This is a genomic window from Psychrobacter sp. AOP7-B1-25, assembly GCF_052376195.1.
In the GTDB taxonomy this organism is placed as follows: domain Bacteria; phylum Pseudomonadota; class Gammaproteobacteria; order Pseudomonadales; family Moraxellaceae; genus Psychrobacter.
Map to the genome: position 1 here is coordinate 65,316 of NZ_JBQSVK010000005.1, position 19,895 is coordinate 85,210.

The following is a 19,895-nucleotide window of genomic DNA, read 5'->3' on the forward strand; positions in this document are numbered from 1 at the left end:
TAACGATATGAGAAAATTTCAACAATTTCAACAATAAGGCCTTTCTAAGTAAAGGCCTTTTCTATCAGCGCTAACGTATTGGTACAATAAATATCGTTATGGTTGAAGTTGTTTATAATTTTATTGATTTTTTATTTATTGGTACTGCTTTGTCCGTCATGCGGTTGGTTCCACGTCATACGGTTATAGGTTATCAGTCTACCATCAGACGATGCCGGACAAAGCAATATCGGACCCTGTTTAATTTACCTATTGAGGTCTTTTATGTACAGTTCGCCATCACAAGATGTGACGAAACCTTTGAGCCTGAACAAAACGGTGTTTTTGGGCTCTGCTATTATTTCTATTTTATTAATAATCTGGACCATTGCTTTTCCAGATTATAGTGAGACCTTACTGAGCGCGAGCATGGCGTGGGTGTCAGATAAGTTTGGCTGGTACTACATGCTGGTAGTTGCCGCTTATAGTATTTTTGCTTTATTTGTTGGCTTTTCTAAGTACGGCGATATAAAGCTTGGTCAAGACCACGAAAAAGCGCAATTTCCGTTTTTAGCGTGGGCGGCCATGCTGTTCTCAGCGGGTATTGGTATTGATCTGTTGTTCTTTGGTGCCTCTGAACCTTTGATGCATTATTTGACCCCGCATACTGGTCTAGAGCCTGCTAGTGCTGAAGCGATGCGTGAAGCGCTTGCTCAGACTTTTTTGCATTGGGGTTTGCACGGCTGGGGTATTTACGCCCTAATCGGTATGGCTTTAGCTTACTTTGCTTATCGTAAAAATATGCCACTCGCGCTACGCTCGCCGTTGACACCAATATTTGGTGAACGTTTAATCAAAGGCTGGCTAGGTGATGGTATTGATACCTTTGGTGTCGTCTGTACGTTGATGGGTATTGCGACCAGTTTGGGTATTGGAGTGCTACAAGCCAATGCAGGTTTGACCCATGTATTTGGTATCGAATCTAGTAAAATGGTTCAAGCGCTCATCATTGTCGGGGTTGTTGCCGCAGCCGCTATTTCTGCGATGACAGGTGTTGAAAAAGGCGTCCGTCGTCTGTCTGAATTCAACATGCTGTCGTCAATTCTGCTATTGCTTGCCATATTGGTGATGGGCAATACCGTATATTTATTGAATACCTTTACCCAGAATATCGGGCAATATTTCCAGACCATTATTTATAAGACTTTTGATGTTTATGCTTATGATGGTGCTGCTGGTGCCGAGTGGAAATCTTGGTGGACGATATTTTTCTGGGCATGGTGGGTCGCTTGGGCGCCATTTGTAGGTCTATTTATTGCACGTATTAGCCGTGGTCGTACTTTACGTGAGTTTGTATTTGGCGTGATGTTTATTCCACTCGGTTTTATCTTCGCATGGTTCTCTATCTTTGGTAATTCGGCGATAGACTTGGTTGCTAATGGTGCGACGGAGTTAGGTGAGATCGCGGTCAACGATGCTGCAATGGGTATGTTTGCACTGTTTGAATACTTTCCTTACAGTGAAGTACTGTCTTTTGCAGGTGTGATCATTGGTTTGATATTCTTTGTGACGTCTGCTGACTCAGGCGCGTTAGTATTAGCGAACTTGAGCTCAAGAGGTATGACCAATGACACTGATGCTCCTGTTTGGTTACGTCTGTTTTGGGCGGCAGCGACTGGTCTTATCACGTTAGGATTGTTGTTTGCAGGTGGTTTTGCCTCATTGCAGTCTGTCTCTGTCATTGCAGGCTTGCCATTCTCCATTATTCTTGTGCTCTACATGATGTCTATGTGGAAGTCGTTAAAGGAAGAAGGTAACAAACGCAAAGCCAGCACCATTGGTACGGCTAATGTGCTGGACAGTGGTAAGAGCTGGAAAGCGCGCTTGCAACGTATTGTGAGCTTCCCAGGACATGCACAGGTGGAAAAATTCTTGCATAGTGTTGTGATGCCAGCGATGTCCGAAGTCGAAAAAGAGTTCAAAGCAGGGGGGCTTAAAACCTCTTTAGATACCAAAAATCTTGCTAGTATTGGTGAAGGTATCGATGCAGTCATGGATCAAGATAGTGGTCAGGTAGATGGTTTGAAACTGCGTGTTGGGCATGGTGACGAAGATGACTTTATTTATGAAGTCAATCTGATTAAAGCTGAGCGTCCAAACTTTACCTTGAGCACATCAACTAAGCACGCAGAGTACTATTATCGTGCGGAAGTGTTCTTAAGTGAAGGCTCACAAGAGTATGACTTGGTTGGCTACTCAAAAGAGCAAGTATTGGTTGATATCTTAAATCAGTATGAACGTCATTTGCAGTATCTACATTTAGAGCGTTAGTCAGTCAGATTTTTAAGTAAAACTAACAGCAAAAATGTCCCCGTAAGTTGAATGCAGCTTATGGGGTTTCTTTTTATGGATAACTACTTATAAACAACTATCGTTTGAATTGAGGGTATATCCCAAACAAGTAGGAAACAAGCACCGCAAATATAAGGTAAAATCTATAAAGATTAAATTGATCGACTGATACGCTGCAACGTATTAGCAAAGGATAAATTTGTGACCAAATTAAAGTACATTGCCCATTATTCAGAGCAGATTCAAACTCAAGCTGCTCAGCTTGTTAGTGACGGAAGGTTGGGCGAGTATCTGGAAAAAACGTACCCGAATCAGCATCAAATCCAAAGTGACAAAGCGCTCTATCAATATATAAATGAGATAAAAAACCAATACATGCGTAAGATTGGTCAGCTCTCAAATGTCAGCTATAGCAGTAAATTGAAAGTGTTAAAGCATGCAATGGGTATCCATACGACGCAATCGCGCGTACAAGGAAGTAAGCTCAAATCGCACAATAGCATCACGGTTGCCAGCCTATTTAAAGACGCGCCGCCAGAGTTTTTACGCATGATAGTGGTACACGAGCTTGCTCATTTTAAAGAGCACGAACATAACAAAGCTTTTTATCAATTGTGCTGTCATATGGAGCCTGAATATCATCAACTGGAGCTGGATATGCGCTTATGGTTGCATTGGCGCGATTTATGACTCTAATCACTATATAACTAACCTATTATAAGCATCGTGCCTTCTTCTAAGAAGTCATCTGAGTCGCTAGAATTACGTTATACTCTTAACCACACACGAGATAGTCTATAAAAGGTTGTAAACAATGATCAATACCAAAATATATAAAGCCATTTACACCTTAGCTGAAGAGTTATTAGAAGCGGATCGCAGAGGCAATCAAGAAAAGTTTGATTCGCTATATGCTGAATTAAAAGCTATTTGTACTGACAATGAAGATACTGACAAAGACCACCCAGAACAATGGGAAACGTTGGCTGATTTCACAGAAGACTTAGACGCAGCATTGATAATTTATGACAAAGCACTAGTAAAAGCCACTGAAATAAATTCAAAAGACCATCTATCATCAATTGCTTTTTCAATGGCAGTGCTACAGCTTGAGACGGGCGAAAAAGAAGCCGCTATCCAAAGTCTGCAAAATGCCAAAATCTCAGCCAATAAAATAGAAGACAAAGAGTTTAAGGTTGAGATTGATGAGATGCTTACTAAGTTGTTAGCTGAGTAGTTTTGACTATAGTCAATCCTCTATAAATAGAGTAATCCGATATGCAAGACATACCTGTGATAATCGTTGGTGGTGGATTAAGTGGATTATATGCTGCCTTTTTATTAGAGCAAAAAGGCATAGCGTATAGACTGCTAGAGGCGCGTGATACTTTGGGTGGTCGCATTGCAGTTGCTAAATTTTCAGATGCGCATGCTACTAATGACAGTACTGATGTCGATCAAGCAGAATCAAGTGCCGCGTTCGATTTGGGGCCATCTTGGTTTTGGCCTGATTATCAAACGCAGTTGAGTACGCTTATTGAATCGTTGGATTTACCACGTTTTGTGCAGTTCGAAGACGGCGATATGATGGTTGAGCGCGCTGCCAATCGGCCACCTGTGCGTATGCAAGGTTACAAAAGCGCACCACCTTCTGTGCGGCTAGTCGGTGGTATGGCTGCGTTGACTGATGCACTATATACTTGCTTAGATGCTAGTTGTGTCATGACTAATCAGACTGTGCAGCAATTGAACAAGACGTCTCAACATATTGAGGTACAGAGTCAAGATAGCGCTGGGCATGTGACGACGTTCCGAGCACAGCATGTGCTACTTGCGTTACCGCCTCGATTGGTAGAAAGTCAGATAGCATTTCAGCCAAAGCTACCTCAAAACTTAAGTAGAAAATGGCGCGAGACAGCCACTTGGATGGCACCCCATGCCAAATATGTCGCTGTTTACGAATCACCATTTTGGCGAGATGCTGGTCTCTCAGGTGCCGCACGCAGTTCGATAGGGCCACTTACTGAGATACATGATGCCTCCACACTAGAGGGTGATGGTGCATTGTTTGGTTTCTTTGGGGTTCCTGTTCAAGTACGACAGAGCGTCTTTGATACGGTGCTAAAAGAACATTGCCGTGCGCAGTTGGTGCGACTATTTGGTGAGCAGGCAAATAACCCAAAAGCTGAATATCTCAAAGACTGGGCACAGGACCCATTGACAGCGACGCATGCTGATGCCAGTGGTAACGGTCAGCATGCAGTAGCACCGCCGTCCAAACCAACGACGGGTGTGTGGCAAGACTGTCTAACAGGTTGTGGCAGTGAGTGGTCAGCGCAGTTCCCTGGCTATATCGCTGGAGCCATTGATGCAGCAACCGTCGCTGTACAAAGCTTACCTGCCAACATTTTGCGCCAGTAGCTATTAGTGTGCTGGCTGTTACAAGCTATTATAAAGGTCATCCAACATGACTCAGAAAGTTCATCATCCAATAGGATAGTCGATGGATGACTCGCTCAAGCAAAAAACCTCTCACAAAACCAATTGGCTGGTGCCTTTTGTTTGTCTACTGGCAGGTGGTGCACTTACTGGTATCTCGACCAATGTGGCAAAGTACGCCATCGATGTAGGTCTCACCCCATTAGGATTTTTGTTTTGGTCTATCACTGGTGCTGCGGTTATTTTACTATTGGTAGCGCTTATCAGAAAAGAGCTTCCTCCTTTTAGTGCGCGTAGCTTAGAGTATTACTTCGTTGCGGCGTTTGTCAGTGTCGCGGCTGCCAACTTGCTGTTGTTTTCTGCTATTTCTCATGTGGGTGCAGGTTTTGTCGCTTTAATTCTGTCATTACCGCCACTGCTAACTTATCTTGGCGCGCTGATACTGCGTATAGAGCAATTTTATACTGTCCGTGCGCTTGGGGTCATCGCGGCACTCATTGGAGCAGGAGTATTGGCTGTACACAAATTCTCTGCGCCAGATTCTAATATATTTTGGATTTTAATCGCGCTTTGCGGCCCAGTACTACTCGCTATTGGCAATATATATCGGACGTTACGCTGGCCTGACAATGCATCGTCTGGTGCACTTGCTCCAGGTATGTTGATTGCGGCAGCGCTACTGCTAGGTTTATTTAGTATGATGTCAGATTTCTCTATTGCTATACCTTTAGAAAATTGGCTACCGCTAAGCTTGATAGTTATACAAGCATGCGTATTTGCTGGACAGTTTTTACTGTTATTCCTATTGCAAAAGACAGGTGGGCCTGTGTTGCTAAGTTTGTTAGGTGCGGTAGGGGCCATCGTAGGCGTGCCTGTTGCTATTTTTTTACAAGGGGAGCGTCCTCCAGAAGGTTTGTTCTTAGGCGCTACGTTGATAGCTATTGGCGTGGCACTGGTGACGTGGGGCGGCGTAAAAATAGCAAAAGTAAAAGCAGAGGTTTAATAAGTGTATATAGGCGATAGCACTAAACTATAGAATTATTAAAGTGGCTACGCCCCTTTTAGTATTTTCTATCTTGCTAATTGGTTACAATCAACATGGACCGTTAAATTCAAGGAAGAGTTATGTCTGCAACTAAAGAAGAGATCAGTGCCTTTATGGCATCAGAGTTTCCCCAAACCAAATGTGTCATTGAGGCAGTCAATGAAAGTGGTGCGACATTATCGCATGCTATTGGTATCGATGAGCTACGGCCTGGGGGTACGGTATCAGGACCTGTCATGATGGCCGTCGCTGATGTCGCCATTTATGTTGCGATACTTGGAAAGATAGGTATCGTCCCACTGACAGTGACGACGAGTTTGACCATCAACTTTTTACGTAAGCCATCAGCGGATGCTCGTATTATCGCTGAATGTATTTTATTGAAAGTAGGACGCACGTTGATAGTAGGTGAGGTGTCTCTTTATTCCGAAGGGTCTGATGATATGGTGGCTCATGTGGTTGGCACGTATTCGGTTCCGCCTAAACAAATTTAGAGCTAGGCTTAAAATTTCAGTATTTTGCAAGGTGGCCAGCTTATTAATTAAGATACTGATGATACATACTTCGATTTCATCTTACTTTTATTGGCTAGCGGTGAATAATAGCCTGCACTTTTTATACTGCGTACAAACTTGGCAAGCTATTAATCAGTAGCGTAACCAGTGTAGGTTTAACACTAGCCACGTTTTTAGGTTAGGCGGGGTGCATCATTGCCATTAACTGAGGTTTGTTTTTTATGGTGATAAAACCATAGTGCATATCGATAAGGTTTTTCTTTTGCCACGACTGAATGATTTTATTGATGGTTTGTCTGGTAGTGCCAAGCATAAAGCCAAGCTCCTCTTGTGATAAGCGCAAATCTATCTTGATATTGTCTCCTATTTGCTTACCATAAGTGTCAATCAGTCCAATTAACATGCTAGCCAGTCGTGCTGAGGTATTGAGTGAGGTAGCATCATCAATCCAATCAAATGCTCGGCGGATTCGCTCACAGGTAATAAGCGCGAGGTGCTTGTATAAAATCGGATGCGATTGCGCCGTCTGAATGACTAGATGTCTAGGGATTGAGATTAGCGTTACTTTGTTAGTCGTCCACGCATCATGGGTGCGAGGGTTATCATCTATGATAGATATCTCACCGAACCACTCGCCACTAGATAGATGTGCCAGCGTCATAGCATGGCCACTAGCGCTCACATTACAGACTCTAATCGTACCCGACACGACAAAGTGTAGCGCTGCATCATCGTTGTCACCGATGGCATGAATCATTTGACCTTTTGGGTATACCTTGAGTACTGCATCGCCTGCCAGTAGTGGTTGCACAATGACTGGTAATTGACTGAACCATGGGTCGTTATTTAAATAATGATTGATATTCATAAGTGTAATGTTTTTGACAGATTTGAGTTTAAAAAATGGTGTAGAGTGATAACTCGGGATATCTAAAACAGTAAAGGAATACACCATGCAAACAACTATGCAAACCGCGACATCGACGGATTCAACATCGAGTGTACACCATAATATGAGCGAACAAGAGTGGCAGATGCGCGTAAATCTTGCCGCCTGTTATCGAATGATTGCCTCTTATGGCTGGGATGATTTGGTATTCACTCATATCTCTGCGCGCGTACCAGGTACTGAGGATGAGTTTTTAATCAATCCGTACGGGATGTTATTCGAAGAGATTACCGCCTCTAGCCTGGTCAAGGTCAATAAAGCGGGCGAAAAAGTAGCGCCGTCAGAGTTTGAGGTTAATCCAGCTGGATTCATCATTCATAGTGCTGTGCACGAGGCTCGTGATGATGCGCATTGCGTTATCCATCTGCACACAAATGATGGCGTGGCCGTCTCAGCACAAGAAAAAGGTCTACTGCCCATCTCGCAACAATCATTATTTCCGCTATCCAACTTGGCATACCACGACTACGAAGGTGTCGCATTAAACCCTGAAGAAAAAGTACGCTTGGTTGCTGATTTAGGCGATGCTCACTTTATGATTTTGCGTAACCATGGTCTGCTCACCTGTGCCGATACGGTTGCCAATGCGTTCTTATACATGTATATCATGCAAAGAGCCTGCGAGATTCAGATCAAAGCACAGAGTGGGGGCGGTGCATTGACGCCAATACCAGCACAAATATTGGCAGGTATCCAAGCTGCATCAGAGCAAGTGACCAGAGGTGCAAATGGTGATATTGCATGGCCTGCACTGTTAAGAAAATTGCGCCGCACTGACCCATCATTTGAGGAGTAAATCTCTAATGATAACTCTTGATGAGTGGCAACAGCAGGGGCAATATGAAACTATTCATGGGCACCAAATCTTTACTCGGTATGCAGGAGATAAGAGTGCGCCTATACTACTATTGATTCATGGTTATCCTAGTGCCAGTTGGGACTGGGAGGGCATGTGGGATGCGCTAACCGAGCATTATTATGTCATCACTCTCGATATGCTGGGGTTTGGATTATCAGATAAACCCAAAAATGCGCGCTATCTAATCAGTGAGCAGGCCGATATTTATCAAGCTGTTCTACGAAAGCTGGGCGTCAGTGATTATCATATTTTGGCGCATGACTATGGTGATACGGTGGCTCAGGAGCTGCTGGCAAGACAAGTCGAAGGGAATGTTAAGCGACACATTGCTAGCGTATGCTTCTTAAATGGTGGTCTGTTCCCTGAAACGCACAAACCTATTTTGGTGCAGAAGCTACTACTATCGTCATTAGGCCCTTTGGTATCGAAGCTAATTAATAAGCAGAAATTTGCGGGCAGTTTACAACGGATATTTGGACCGGATACGCAGCCCACGCCTGAGGTCATAGATACGCTATGGCAACTGTTAAATCATAATGATGGGTTGGGTGCGATGCATAAGCTAATCAACTATATACCTCAACGCCAGCAGTATCGCGAGCGATGGGTAAATGCGATTATCAACAGTACTGTACCGGTGAAATTGATCGCAGGTGCCAAAGATCCTATCTCAGGCCAGCATATGATTGATCGTTATCGGCAATTGATACCTAATGCGGATATAACCACTATGCCTATGTTAGGCCATTACCCGCAGGTAGAAAATGCAGCGGCCGTTATCACAGCTTATTTACAATTCAGAGCCGATATTATTTAAACACAGTTAAATTTAAAAAAACGCAGAACACTATTTGGTGTTCTGCGTTTTTTTATACGCGTTGAGTAAGTCGCTTTGTTTTGATTTGCAATCTAATAGTTATATTCCATCAATCTCTTACCGTGATAGTACGTTATCTACATATGGCTGTTCGATCAATTTTTAGTTGCGTGTCAATCAGTAGTCAGCCCAGCACATTTTAGCAAACTTTAGTCCGCAATATCTCAAGCAACAAATATATGTGAATGTTGCTTTTTTGTAAAAATATCAAAAAAATATCTGATAAAAAATATTTTTTCAAGTTGCTACAATCTATAAACCATTGGTTTTTTCCTGTACCAAAATACTAATATAGCATAAATTCAATTAATTTAATATAAATATTCGTATTTAGAAAATTATTTTTAACTATCTGTTATTTATGGTATTTAGTGTTAGTGATTATTAATTGCATTCGGTGTTTGGATGGTTTTATAAGTTTTTACTTATTTATTACATAATATAAATATATAGTGTCTTTAATAGTTGATTATTTTTTTATTTATTATATATTAATATATGAAAGTATTTAATTTGTTAATAACCTACTTAATTGTTTCTAGGACGAAAACAAAAAATATTATTTTTACGAACTAATGTTTATATATATACAGTAGATGTTTATATTTTCCGTTTTTATAGCAGTTCACTAAATTAATAAAGGAATATTTATTATGAACCGTAATTATAAAGTTATCTGGAATAGATCATTAGGGTGCTTCACGGCTGTAGCAGAGTATGCAAAGAGTCGAGGCAAATCATCAAACAACGCTGTGAGCTCTACGGCTACAGCATCAGCAGCGATATCAGCAGGGGCACGATTACTACGATTAAGCGGTATGACAGTAGCGCTAGCAGCGACTGGGCTAACGCTATCGACGCAGGTATACGCAGCGCAGGGTATACTTGGGGGTAGTGGGTCTGGAGATTTTGTAGTAGCAGTCCCCCCTTTAATAGGCTTGTTACCTGTACCTCCAAGCTCTAGTACTGTTATTTCTCCTCAAACAACTGTATTAGGTTTAGATATATTAGGGGCGGAGATAGTAGTGCTTCCTGGATGTGACATAGGTGAGGCAAGGATAGATGGCGCAACCTCTACAAATAGTACGGCAATTGGGTGTGGTACAGCGATTACTGATTCCGCTGATACAGTGGCGATAGGTAGAGAAAATAAGGTTACTAATGCAAACGGCTCAACCGCATTGGGCAATAGCAACATTATTACTAATGCGACTAATGCCGTCGCTATCGGTAGCAGTAATACGGTAGCAGCTAGCGATGCAGTTGCTATCGGTAATAACGTTAGTATTGCCGCAGGACTCAATGGCGCAGTAGGTATCGGTAATAATACTACTGTAACTGCCTCCAGTGTCCCAAGCTTCGCGCCTACAGATGCAACTGTCGCAGGGGAGACGGTAGGTAGTAATGTTGTCAGTATTGGTAGTACAGGGAATGAGCGCCGGTTAACCAATGTTGCCGCAGGCGGTGCTGATACCGATGCTGTCAACGTCTCACAACTAAAAGGCGTCGATGCTAATGTCACCACTAATACTAATAATATTGCCAATTTAACTACCACAGTTACTGCACAGAAACCTAAATATGTCAGCATTAACTCAACTGGTGGTACTAATGAAAATAACGATGGCGCGACTGGTGTAGATGCGATTGCTATTGGTAAAAATGCACAGTCTAGTTTAGAGGGAGCAACTGCAGTCGGTAGAGATGCGAACGCCGACGGATTTAGTACGGTTGCTGTGGGTGATAATAGTACTGCTAACACAGTTGGAGACGTTGCTATAGGGATAAATTCTATTGCAACGGGAGGCGGTAGAGATAACATTGGAGCGGTTGCATTAGGTGCAGATTCCAGAGCATTAGGAAATGGTAATATTGCTATTGGAGATAACTCAAGCTCGACAGGTGGAAATCGTGCAACAGCGCTAGGCTCAAATGCAGCAACTATAGGCAGTCGAACTACTGCGCTAGGTTTCAACTCAGACGCAATTGGTACTGGTGCTACAGCTTTAGGAGATGCAGCAAGAGCAGAAGGAGAGTTTGCAACAGCCATCCGCGGACGAGCCTTGGCTGACAGCGCTATTGCGGTTGGTGGACAAGCATTGGCTGACAGCGCCATTGCGGTTGGTGGACAAGCCTTAGCTGAAAATGCTATTGCGCTTGGTGGTACGGTAACAGTACGTGCTACTAACTCTGTTTCAATTGGGCAAGGTAGCGAAGCGAATGGTACTACATTATCCACAGCTGCTTATCAGCCATTAGACGTAGGTGGTAGTCCTATTTCCGTTGCATTGCCTACAGCCGCTGCTGAAGTAAATATAGGTAATAGACGTCTAACAGGTCTAGCAGCAGGTGCTACTGATACAGACGCTGTCAATGTCTCACAGCTAAAAGGCGTCAATGCTAATGTCATAACTAATACTACCAATCTCAACAATCTGACTACCGGTGTAACAGGTATCGTACGTCAAGATACAGGTACTGGTGCTATTACTGTTGGTGCGCAAACCCCCGGCACTAGCGTAAGCTTTGCTAATTCAACTGATGATGCTCGTAATGTGTCAGGTGTTGCTGATGGTGACATCTCAGTGGGCTCAACTGACGCTGTGAACGGTGATCAACTTAATGCGACGAATACAAGTATTACTAACTTAACTACTACAGTTTCTGGTATCGATTTCCCGATACGTTCAAGTAGCACTCAACCTTTTACTACAACAGCGACAGGTACAGGAGCCCTTGCTGTTGGCGCAAATGCTAGTGCGATCAACAGTAATTCTACCGCTATTGGGGAAACGGCATCTGCGACAGGTTCTGAATCCACAGCGCTTGGCTCAGCATCACAGGCATTTGCTGACTCAGCAACTGCGGTTGGTTTTGGCGCACGAGCAGATCAGTATGGTGCAACAGCACTAGGTGTGAGCTCTCGCGCTCAAGGGCAATATAGTTCTGCTTTTGGACAACAGGCTAGTGCCGTAGGAGATCGTTCTGTAGCTATAGGCAAAGATGCTTCAACTTCAGCTTTAGCTAGCAGTGCCGTAGCTATGGGTGATGGTGCTTCTGCTACTAACCAAAGCGCGACAGCGCTGGGCGTCAATGCTCAGGCTTTAGGTGCGCGTTCAGTAGCTTTAGGTGAAGGTGCGAAAGCGACGACTCTGACAGGTACTGCTATTGGTTCGCGTACGCTCGCTAGTGCAGTACAAAGTACCGCAGTTGGTGTTGGTTCTAAGGCAACTAAACAATGGGCTGCGGCTGTAGGCTTTAGCTCAGAAGCAAATGGCGTTAGCTCTGTTGCTCTAGGCGATCGTAGTGTAGTCGATGGTAACGAGTCGATAGCAATCGGTAGCAGCAATACAGTAGCAGCTAGAAATGCCGTCGCCATCGGTAATAATATTGCTATTTCAACAGGTCTAGATGGTGCAGTCGGTATCGGTAACGGTACTACCGTCACTGGCTCTAGTGTGGCAAGCTTTGCTCCTACAGGTGCAACTGTTGTAGGCACAACAACGGGTAGTAATGTTGTCAGTGTTGGTACTGCAGGTAATGAGCGCCGATTAACCAACGTTGCCGCAGGCGGTGCTGATACCGATGCTGTCAATGTCTCACAGCTAAAAGGCGTCGATACCAATCTCAATAATCTGACTACAGGTGTAACAGGCATTGTACGTCAAGATACTGGAACCGGTGCTATTACTGTTGGTGCTCAGACTAATGGTACAAGTGTAAGCTTTACAGGTATAGATGGTAATCGTCAAATTACTGGTGTTACCAGTGCGGGTAATATTACTCTCGCTTCTAATGCTAACAATGCTGCGACTGCAGGTGACGTAAATACAGCAATCGAAGGTGTCACCGCAGCCGGTCTCAACTTTGTTGGCGACGATAACACTGTCATTGACCGTAACTTAGGTCAAACCTTAAGCGTTACAGGCAATGCGACTGGTAACCTAACTGATGGCAACATTGGCGTGGTTGCAGATGGCACAGAGGGCCTAAGTGTCCAATTGGCTGAGAACATTGATCTTGGAGTTAATGGTAGCGTCACGACTGGTAACACCGTGACTAATAACACTGGCGTAACCATTACTGATAGCACTAATACAGCTATTAAAACCACCATCACCACTGCAGGCACTAATGTCACAGACGACAATGGCAACACTGGTAACTATGGTGCTGCTACCACAGTTTTGACGGATGACTCAGGAAATACCAATGCGAGCGCTGCCTTCGGTAATGCGATACTCGACGACTCAGGAAACGCTAACTTAAGTGCCGCTATCGGTAATGCGATATTTGACGATTCAGGTAACGTCAACTTGAGTGGTGCAGAAGGCAATGTAATATTCGATGATTCAGACAATATCACGACTACCTCAGCCACTGGTACCAACGTCACTGATGGCATCAATACCAGTGACTATGGTGCTGATGGATTTACAGCAACAAACATTACCACCAATACCAGCACCATCTTTAATCAAAGCGGCGTTAGCTTCTTAGATGATCAAGGCATTGCAACAGGTCCAAGTATCACCGCAACTGGCATTGATGCAGGTGATTTAGTGGTCAGTAATGTGGCAGATGGCGTCTTAGCAAGTGACGCTGCGAACATAGGTCAAGTGGATGCAGCAGTAACGGGTGTCACGGAGCTAGGATTCAACATCACTGCTGACAACAGTGATCTGGCTAATAATGAAACTGAAGACAATGTTCAATTGGGTGAAACGGTTGACTTCACTAACACTGATGGCAACTTAGTTGCAACTGTGTCAGACAATGGCATCAACTATGACTTGGCTGAAAACATCGACCTAGGAGTCAATGGTAGCGTCACGACTGGTAACACCGTGACTAATAACACTGGCGTAACCATTACTGATAGCACTAATACAGCTATTAAAACCACCATCACCACTGCAGGTACTAACGTTACTGACGGTACTAATACCGCAGACTACGGCGCAGAAGGCTTATTTGCCACGAACGGTAACGGTGAGACTGGTATTTATGACGCAGATGGTTCAACCATTTATGACAACTCGGGTAACACCACCATAACTTCAGCAACTGGCACAGACGTGACAGACGATGCTGGTAACAACAGCAACTACGGCGCAGAAGGCTTGTTTGCCACGGATGGTCTTGGTAACAGTACTATTGTGAACCAAGCAGGTGTTAGCTTCACTGACACAAATGATGTACAGACAGGTCCAAGTGTGACTGCAGCAGGTATTGATGCAGGTATGACTCAAATTACCGGTGTTGCAAGTGCTGGTGATATCACCAATATTGCAAATGCTAATAATGCTGCCAACGCAGGAGACGTGAATGCTGCTATAACTGGCGTCACAGAGTTAGGCTTAACGTTTGCTGGTGATAGCGGTAACGACGTTCAGCGTAACCTTGGTCAAACCTTGAACATTACAGGTGGTGCAACTGGCAATCTAACTACAGGTAATATCGGCGTAGTTGCTAATGGTGCAGACGGCCTAAGCGTACAACTTGCTGAAGCTATTGATCTTGGCGCTGATGGTAGCGTTAGAGTAGGAAATACTAACGTAAACAATGCGGGAATAACTATCTTGAATGGTCCAGTCGACACCGTTACTCTTGGTAGAGCAGGGCTTAACAATGGTGGTAATAGAATCACGAATGTAGCTGATGGTGTTGTATCAAACGATGCGGCGACCTTTGGGCAAGTTGAAGCGGTTGATGACAAGGTAGATATGTTAGGTGATAACACCGCAACTAACCTAGGCGGTGGCGCTGTTTACAACGCAGCTGATGGTAGTGTTAGTGCCCCGACTTACACCTTAGATGATGGCAACAACGCAGGCACTACTGCGAATTTCAACAATGTTGGTGATGCATTAGGCAACCTAGATGGTCGTACCACTACCAATACAAGCAACATTGCAATGATTCAAGCTCAAGCTAATCAGGGCTTTAACATCAGTGCAGCAGGTGGTGCTGATGACAACGTTCAATTGGGTCAGACGGTTGACTTCACTAATACTGATGGCAACCTTGTCGTAACTAACGATGCTGACAACGGTATCAACTACGACCTTGCTGAAAATATTGACCTAGGAGCTACTGGTAGCGTTACCACAGGTGACACCGTGGTCAACAACGCAGGGGTTGCGGTTGATGACGGCGCAGGAAACGCAACGACCATCACCACAGGCGGCACTAACGTTGTAGACTCATCTGGCAACAGCGCTGACTACACAGCTATCGGCTCAACGTTAGCTGACGGTAACGACAACACCAACGTGAGTACTGCTACTGGCAATACTATCGATGATGGCAATGGCAACGTTACCAGCATCACAGGTGCAGGCACTAGCGTCACTGATGGCACTAACACCAGTAACTATGGCGCTAACGGCTTTACGGCAACTGACGGCACTACCAGTACCGTCTTTAACCAAGCAGGCGTTACCTTTTTAGGTGCCGGCGGCGCTCCAGTCGGACCAAGTGTTACTGCAGCTGGTTTCAATGCTGGTGGAACTGTCATTACCAATGTGGCTGATGGTGTAGCAGCAACAGATGCTGCAACTAAAGGTCAAGTAGATGCCGTATCTGATGGTTTGGCAGATTTAACAGCAGGTGCCGTTCAATACGATACTAATCCAGATGGTACTGTCAACAAAGACAGCATTACATTGGGTGGTGACGCGGGCACTACTATAACCAACGTCAGTGGCGGTGCTATCAATGCAGATAGTACGGATGCCATCAACGGTAGCCAGCTATATGACCTAGGGAACGATGTTGCTGGCATTATTGGTGGAAACGCAGCAATCGATGCTGACGGTAACCTGACAGCCAGTGATATCGGCGGTACAGGAGCAAATAACATTAATGATGCTATTGCTACTGTAAACAACGCTAATGCACAGGCCAATGAGGATATTCAGGCCAACACTGATAGACTAGATACAGGCCTAAGCTTCGGTGCTGACAATGGTGATAATGTCAACAAGTCGGTAGGTGATAGCACCGCACTTCAGTTTGAAGGTAGTGATAACATCACGACCACAACGACTGAAAGTGGTATTCAGTTTGATTTGAGTGGCAACATTAGTGTAGACAGTGTTACGGCAGATACGGTCACGACTGGCAATACCACAGTCAATACAAATGGCGTAACGATAGCTAACGGTCCAAGCATGACAACTGAAGGCATTAACGCAGGTGGTAAGACTATCACAGGTGTTGCTGATGGTCTAAATCCCACTGATGCTGTTAACTTTGGGCAGTTGAGTGCTCTAGATGGCAAGTTAAGCAACAGTGTTAATGAGTTAGGCTACAAAATCAACGAAGTAGAAGACGATGCTAACGCTGGTATCTCTGCTGCCATGGCAATGTCTTCACTGCCCCAAGCTTACATTCCTGGTAAGTCAATGGTTGGTGGCGGTGTCGCAACCTACAATGGTGAAAGTGCAGTTGCCATTGGTGTATCTAAAGTCTCGGACAATGGACGTTGGGTAATGAAGATCAATGGTACAGCAGATACCCAAGGGAATGCAGGCGGCGCCATTGGTGCAGGCTTCCATTTCTAATATAGCCACATCTCTAAACTGTTTGACAGCGTTTGCTTGTATACAAGCGCTGTCAAATTACTCATAAAATATATTAAGGGATAAATAATGAAAAAATCTTTTTATCGTTACGGCTTGTTGGCTACGTCTGCTTTACTATTCACAGTCACTGGTTGTGCTCAGAAAAATATTATGCCATCTTGGCATTTAACACCCGGCGCTCAGCATGGATCTGTTGATGCTAATGATTTAGTATTTCCAAATCCAGAAAAAGCATGGCAAAAAGGAGGTACTATCGTTACTCCTGATGAGATTGCCAAGATCCAAGTGGGTACCACAAAAGATCAAATTTACAAAGTAATTGGTACGCCTCATTTTAGTGAAGGGTTTAACGCTCGTGAGTGGGATTATATTCTTAGGTTTTATGATGCCAATAACAATGTAGAGACGTGTCAGTATAAAATTATCTTTGATGATAGTTATGAAGGTAGACTGCGCGATGATGAGTTTTTCGCCACTGAGTTTTATTGGCAGCCAGCGTCTTGTGCTAAATATTCACAGTTCTAGTATCAGCTTTAATTAATAGTCATAAAAAAGAGCAAGACACTTGATGTCTTGCTCTTTTTTATTGTGTGCCATAATTTTTGTAGTCAAAGCATTGAGTCTAATAAATATTGTACTGCCAGCACTGAAACACATTCTAATTGGTCAATTCAATCATTAATTACATTTAGATATACACTGATTCAGTCTAAAATCCTATACGTCTAGATATAATTTGACTACCGCTAAAGCTTCAAAGTCCCACTAGGAGCTTAAACCTCAACCCTATCTACCCAAGAGAACGCTTCTAGGATACGCTTCCATTGATCGTCTAATCCTGCTGTTAATACTAAAGGCTCACCAGTGACCGGGTGACTGAGTGTCAAAGTCTGAGCATGCAGCAGCATACGCGTGCAATCGTATTGAGTACGAAAAAATCGTGTGTGACGTATATCACCGTGACTGGTATCACCCACGATATGATGGAATACATGTCTCATATGTCGACGCAGCTGGTGTTTGCGCCCAGTTTCAGGTGTTAAGCGAACCAAACTATAGCGGCTAGTGGCATGCTTCTTTGATACTGCAAATGGCAGCTCAATTTGTGCCAGGCTTTGCCAGTGAGTGACCGCTTCTTGAGCAGGTTTATCTAAGTTAGCAAATTTATCGGCAATGGCATCAGGCTTAAAGCTCAAAGCATAATCAATAGTACCTTGCTCAGACATAAATCCGCGCACTACTGCTAAATATTGCTTGGTCACTCTACGCTCAGTAAACGCTTCGGTAAGGCTGCGTGCTACGGCTGAGCTCTTGGCAAATAACAACACGCCTGATGTAGGCTTGTCTAACCTATGTACGGGAAACACATGACAGCCTACTGCATCACGGGTAAGCTGCATGGCAAAGCGTGTTTCACCTTTATCCAGCCAACTGCGATGCACCAACAGCCCAGCTTCTTTATTGATCGCCACTATATACTCATCTTCATAGATGATTTCTATTTGATCAGTGGTATTGCCTTCTATATCCATGCTTTCAGTGCTCATATTTTAGATACGTCAATTATATATCCTTTTTATCGTACCTGTAGTGGCATAATAAATTTAGATAGTGCTGCAGAGCAAATATGCGGTGTACAGATGAATGGTGATGAAATTGACTATATCAGCCAAAAAATCTCTGTAAGAGCGTTTATATCTTTGCCATTAGTAGAAGCATCGATGTAGATAGCAAGGCGTGAAATAACCAGATGATCGCATCTTAATCATTGAGGTACTAATGATTGCTTAATGCTTTTTTACGCTTAATAGCGCAGCGAGATTGAATGTAGAGGAAAGAGTTGAGTACAGTGTTTTAGTTTCAGAATGGGAGAGATAGTTTGAAGGTAATGTCTTTCAGCAAGACTAGTGGTTTCGCTTTTATGAGAACGATGCCGCTAATAACCAAGTGCTACCCAAACAGTTAACATCAACGCATAGAAAGCTGCTTGAGTAAAATAAAACAAGAATAATTTGATGTAAGGGTTAGGTGAGCTAAAGTAAAACCCTGATTGTCATGAGGTTAATCATGTGTGGATCAGGACGATACTTGAGATATACCTCAGTTGGCTTACAATCAGAGGGCCGACTCTTAAGTTCTATAAAGTACTTTTACGACATGCCAGCCAAATTTGGTTTTTACTAAATGCGGGGTAAATAGTTCGCCGGTAAAGCAAACTTTATCAAAAGGCCCTACCATATCGCCTTTTCCAAACTCTCCTAAGCTGCCACCTTTTTTGCCTGATGGACAGGTTGAGTATCGTTTGGCCAGTACATCAAACTTAGCACCTTTTTTAAGCTTGGCAATAATGTCCTCAGCTTGTTCTTTATGTTTTACCAAAATGTGTAATGCGCTAGCGGTACGAGCCATAATGTAACCCTTTCATAGAATATTGATTATCCGGGCATTATATCACTACTTACCTTGACTGCTCACTTAACTTGTAGGCACTGCTTTCTTATAGGTCCTTTATATAATCGCTACTATTGCGGTTTCGGTCGTAGCCGTGCTCATTCAATTTCAATATCAAATCATATAACCAGACTGTCTACAAGCAGTTGAATACTGGTATTTAATGCATCATTAGCAAACTTTTTATTTCTCAAACTATGGTTAGAAACGGCTTCAGTTTGTGTAAAAAAATCAGAATAGTGCTGAGTGACTGCCCAAATATGGAAAATTAAATGGATAGCAGAAACAGGTTTAATCTTATTCTCTGCGATCCACCCATCAATCACTGCTACTTTCTCTTTAACTAAAGACTTCAACGGTCCTTTTAATATAGGCATCAAGTGAGGTGCGCCTTGCATAATCTCTAACGCATATAACCTTGAGGCAGCAGGCGATTTTTTTGAAATTTTATACTTTTCTTCAATATAGGTTTTAAGAGCATTTCTTGGATCTTGATTGATATTCATCCTGTCTAAAGGTGACAACCAATTGCTAAGCACCCTTTCTAAAACAGCAACATAAAGAACCTCTTTACTTTTGAAGTAGTAAAATATATTGGATTTGGATATATGAGCTTCTTCAGCAATTTCTTCCATTCGAGCCCCGTTTAGGCCTTTTTGGGAAAATACGATCAATGCAGCATTGATGATATGTTCTTTCTTCTTCAATACTTTGGCACTCACTTCTGTCTCTTCTCTTAGCGCGTATTCTCTCACTGTAGGGTTCCTCATCACAAAGTTCTATAAACCTAACTTTAAATGATAGTTGATTCAATTTAAAAAAAGGTCAAAACAACCAAGT

At 43.4% G+C, this 19,895-nt stretch carries 14 protein-coding genes; 10 read left to right on the forward strand and 4 right to left on the reverse strand.

Annotation, left to right across the window (positions count from 1 at the left end; translation table 11 throughout):
• Window positions 1-264 precede the first annotated feature (264 nt).
• From betT to ACT3QR_RS06405, 6 genes are all read left to right on the forward strand, one after another.
• On the forward strand, window positions 265-2,310 hold the full coding sequence (betT, locus tag ACT3QR_RS06380; protein WP_444520549.1) for a choline BCCT transporter BetT: 2,046 nt from the start codon (window positions 265-267) through the stop codon (window positions 2,308-2,310).
• Window positions 2,311-2,532: 222 nt separating this feature from the next.
• Window positions 2,533-3,021, forward strand: a complete 489-nt coding sequence (locus tag ACT3QR_RS06385; protein ID WP_444520550.1) for a YgjP-like metallopeptidase domain-containing protein — start codon at window positions 2,533-2,535, stop codon at window positions 3,019-3,021.
• A 124-nt stretch (window positions 3,022-3,145) separates the two neighbouring features.
• The gene (locus tag ACT3QR_RS06390; RefSeq protein WP_444520551.1) at window positions 3,146-3,568 is read left to right on the forward strand and encodes a tetratricopeptide repeat protein; all 423 of its coding nucleotides are present in this window, start codon (window positions 3,146-3,148) and stop codon (window positions 3,566-3,568) included.
• 41 nt (window positions 3,569-3,609) lie between these two features.
• Entirely contained in the window at window positions 3,610-4,752 is a 1,143-nt protein-coding gene (locus tag ACT3QR_RS06395) for a flavin monoamine oxidase family protein (protein ID WP_444520552.1), read from the forward strand.
• A gap of 82 nt (window positions 4,753-4,834) precedes the next feature.
• On the forward strand, window positions 4,835-5,773 hold the full coding sequence (locus ACT3QR_RS06400) for a DMT family transporter (RefSeq protein ID WP_444520553.1): 939 nt from the start codon (window positions 4,835-4,837) through the stop codon (window positions 5,771-5,773).
• Between the two features lie 122 nt (window positions 5,774-5,895).
• Complete coding sequence (locus tag ACT3QR_RS06405; protein WP_444520554.1) at window positions 5,896-6,309, forward strand: PaaI family thioesterase; 414 nt, start codon at window positions 5,896-5,898, stop codon at window positions 6,307-6,309.
• A 199-nt stretch (window positions 6,310-6,508) separates the two neighbouring features.
• On the opposite strand, the gene ACT3QR_RS06410 is transcribed toward ACT3QR_RS06405, so the two are convergent.
• Window positions 6,509-7,198: a Crp/Fnr family transcriptional regulator gene (locus ACT3QR_RS06410; protein WP_444520555.1), complete on the reverse strand. Its 690-nt coding sequence runs from the start codon at window positions 7,196-7,198 to the stop codon at window positions 6,509-6,511.
• A gap of 85 nt (window positions 7,199-7,283) precedes the next feature.
• On the opposite strand from ACT3QR_RS06410, the gene ACT3QR_RS06415 reads away from it, so the two are divergent.
• The 4 genes from ACT3QR_RS06415 to ACT3QR_RS06430 all read left to right on the forward strand — a co-directional run bounded on the left by ACT3QR_RS06415 (window position 7,284) and on the right by ACT3QR_RS06430 (window position 17,129).
• On the forward strand, window positions 7,284-8,075 hold the full coding sequence (locus tag ACT3QR_RS06415; RefSeq protein ID WP_227511153.1) for a class II aldolase/adducin family protein: 792 nt from the start codon (window positions 7,284-7,286) through the stop codon (window positions 8,073-8,075).
• A 7-nt stretch (window positions 8,076-8,082) separates the two neighbouring features.
• Window positions 8,083-8,955, forward strand: a complete 873-nt coding sequence (locus tag ACT3QR_RS06420; RefSeq protein WP_444520556.1) for an alpha/beta fold hydrolase — start codon at window positions 8,083-8,085, stop codon at window positions 8,953-8,955.
• Between the two features lie 713 nt (window positions 8,956-9,668).
• Window positions 9,669-16,583 carry a YadA-like family protein gene (locus ACT3QR_RS06425; RefSeq protein ID WP_444520557.1) on the forward strand — a complete coding sequence of 2,305 codons (6,915 nt, stop codon included), beginning with the start codon at window positions 9,669-9,671 and terminating at the stop codon, window positions 16,581-16,583.
• Between the two features lie 87 nt (window positions 16,584-16,670).
• On the forward strand, window positions 16,671-17,129 hold the full coding sequence (locus ACT3QR_RS06430) for an outer membrane protein assembly factor BamE (RefSeq protein WP_444520558.1): 459 nt from the start codon (window positions 16,671-16,673) through the stop codon (window positions 17,127-17,129).
• A 248-nt stretch (window positions 17,130-17,377) separates the two neighbouring features.
• Here the strand turns inward: ACT3QR_RS06430 and truC are convergent, their stop codons facing one another.
• The 3 genes from truC to ACT3QR_RS06445 form a co-directional block, all read right to left on the reverse strand.
• Entirely contained in the window at window positions 17,378-18,151 is a 774-nt protein-coding gene (truC, locus tag ACT3QR_RS06435) for a tRNA pseudouridine(65) synthase TruC (RefSeq protein ID WP_444520559.1), read from the reverse strand.
• Window positions 18,152-18,734: 583 nt separating this feature from the next.
• Window positions 18,735-19,013 carry a peptidylprolyl isomerase gene (locus ACT3QR_RS06440; protein WP_102078430.1) on the reverse strand — a complete coding sequence of 93 codons (279 nt, stop codon included), beginning with the start codon at window positions 19,011-19,013 and terminating at the stop codon, window positions 18,735-18,737.
• Window positions 19,014-19,174: 161 nt separating this feature from the next.
• Window positions 19,175-19,810 carry a TetR family transcriptional regulator C-terminal domain-containing protein gene (locus ACT3QR_RS06445; protein ID WP_444520560.1) on the reverse strand — a complete coding sequence of 212 codons (636 nt, stop codon included), beginning with the start codon at window positions 19,808-19,810 and terminating at the stop codon, window positions 19,175-19,177.
• Window positions 19,811-19,895 lie beyond the last annotated feature (85 nt).

Coding starts and splice junctions, on each gene's coding strand:
- ACT3QR_RS06395 (WP_444520552.1), top strand. CDS start 3,610: ATGCAAGACATACCTGTGATAATCGTTGGTGGTGGATTAAGTGGATTA.
- truC (WP_444520559.1), bottom strand. CDS start 18,151: ATGAGCACTGAAAGCATGGATATAGAAGGCAATACCACTGATCAAATA.
- ACT3QR_RS06430 (WP_444520558.1), top strand. CDS start 16,671: ATGAAAAAATCTTTTTATCGTTACGGCTTGTTGGCTACGTCTGCTTTA.
- ACT3QR_RS06400 (WP_444520553.1), top strand. CDS start 4,835: ATGGATGACTCGCTCAAGCAAAAAACCTCTCACAAAACCAATTGGCTG.
- ACT3QR_RS06420 (WP_444520556.1), top strand. CDS start 8,083: ATGATAACTCTTGATGAGTGGCAACAGCAGGGGCAATATGAAACTATT.
- ACT3QR_RS06390 (WP_444520551.1), top strand. CDS start 3,146: ATGATCAATACCAAAATATATAAAGCCATTTACACCTTAGCTGAAGAG.
- ACT3QR_RS06405 (WP_444520554.1), top strand. CDS start 5,896: ATGTCTGCAACTAAAGAAGAGATCAGTGCCTTTATGGCATCAGAGTTT.
- ACT3QR_RS06440 (WP_102078430.1), bottom strand. CDS start 19,013: ATGGCTCGTACCGCTAGCGCATTACACATTTTGGTAAAACATAAAGAA.
- ACT3QR_RS06425 (WP_444520557.1), top strand. CDS start 9,669: ATGAACCGTAATTATAAAGTTATCTGGAATAGATCATTAGGGTGCTTC.
- ACT3QR_RS06415 (WP_227511153.1), top strand. CDS start 7,284: ATGCAAACAACTATGCAAACCGCGACATCGACGGATTCAACATCGAGT.
- ACT3QR_RS06410 (WP_444520555.1), bottom strand. CDS start 7,198: ATGAATATCAATCATTATTTAAATAACGACCCATGGTTCAGTCAATTA.
- betT (WP_444520549.1), top strand. CDS start 265: ATGTACAGTTCGCCATCACAAGATGTGACGAAACCTTTGAGCCTGAAC.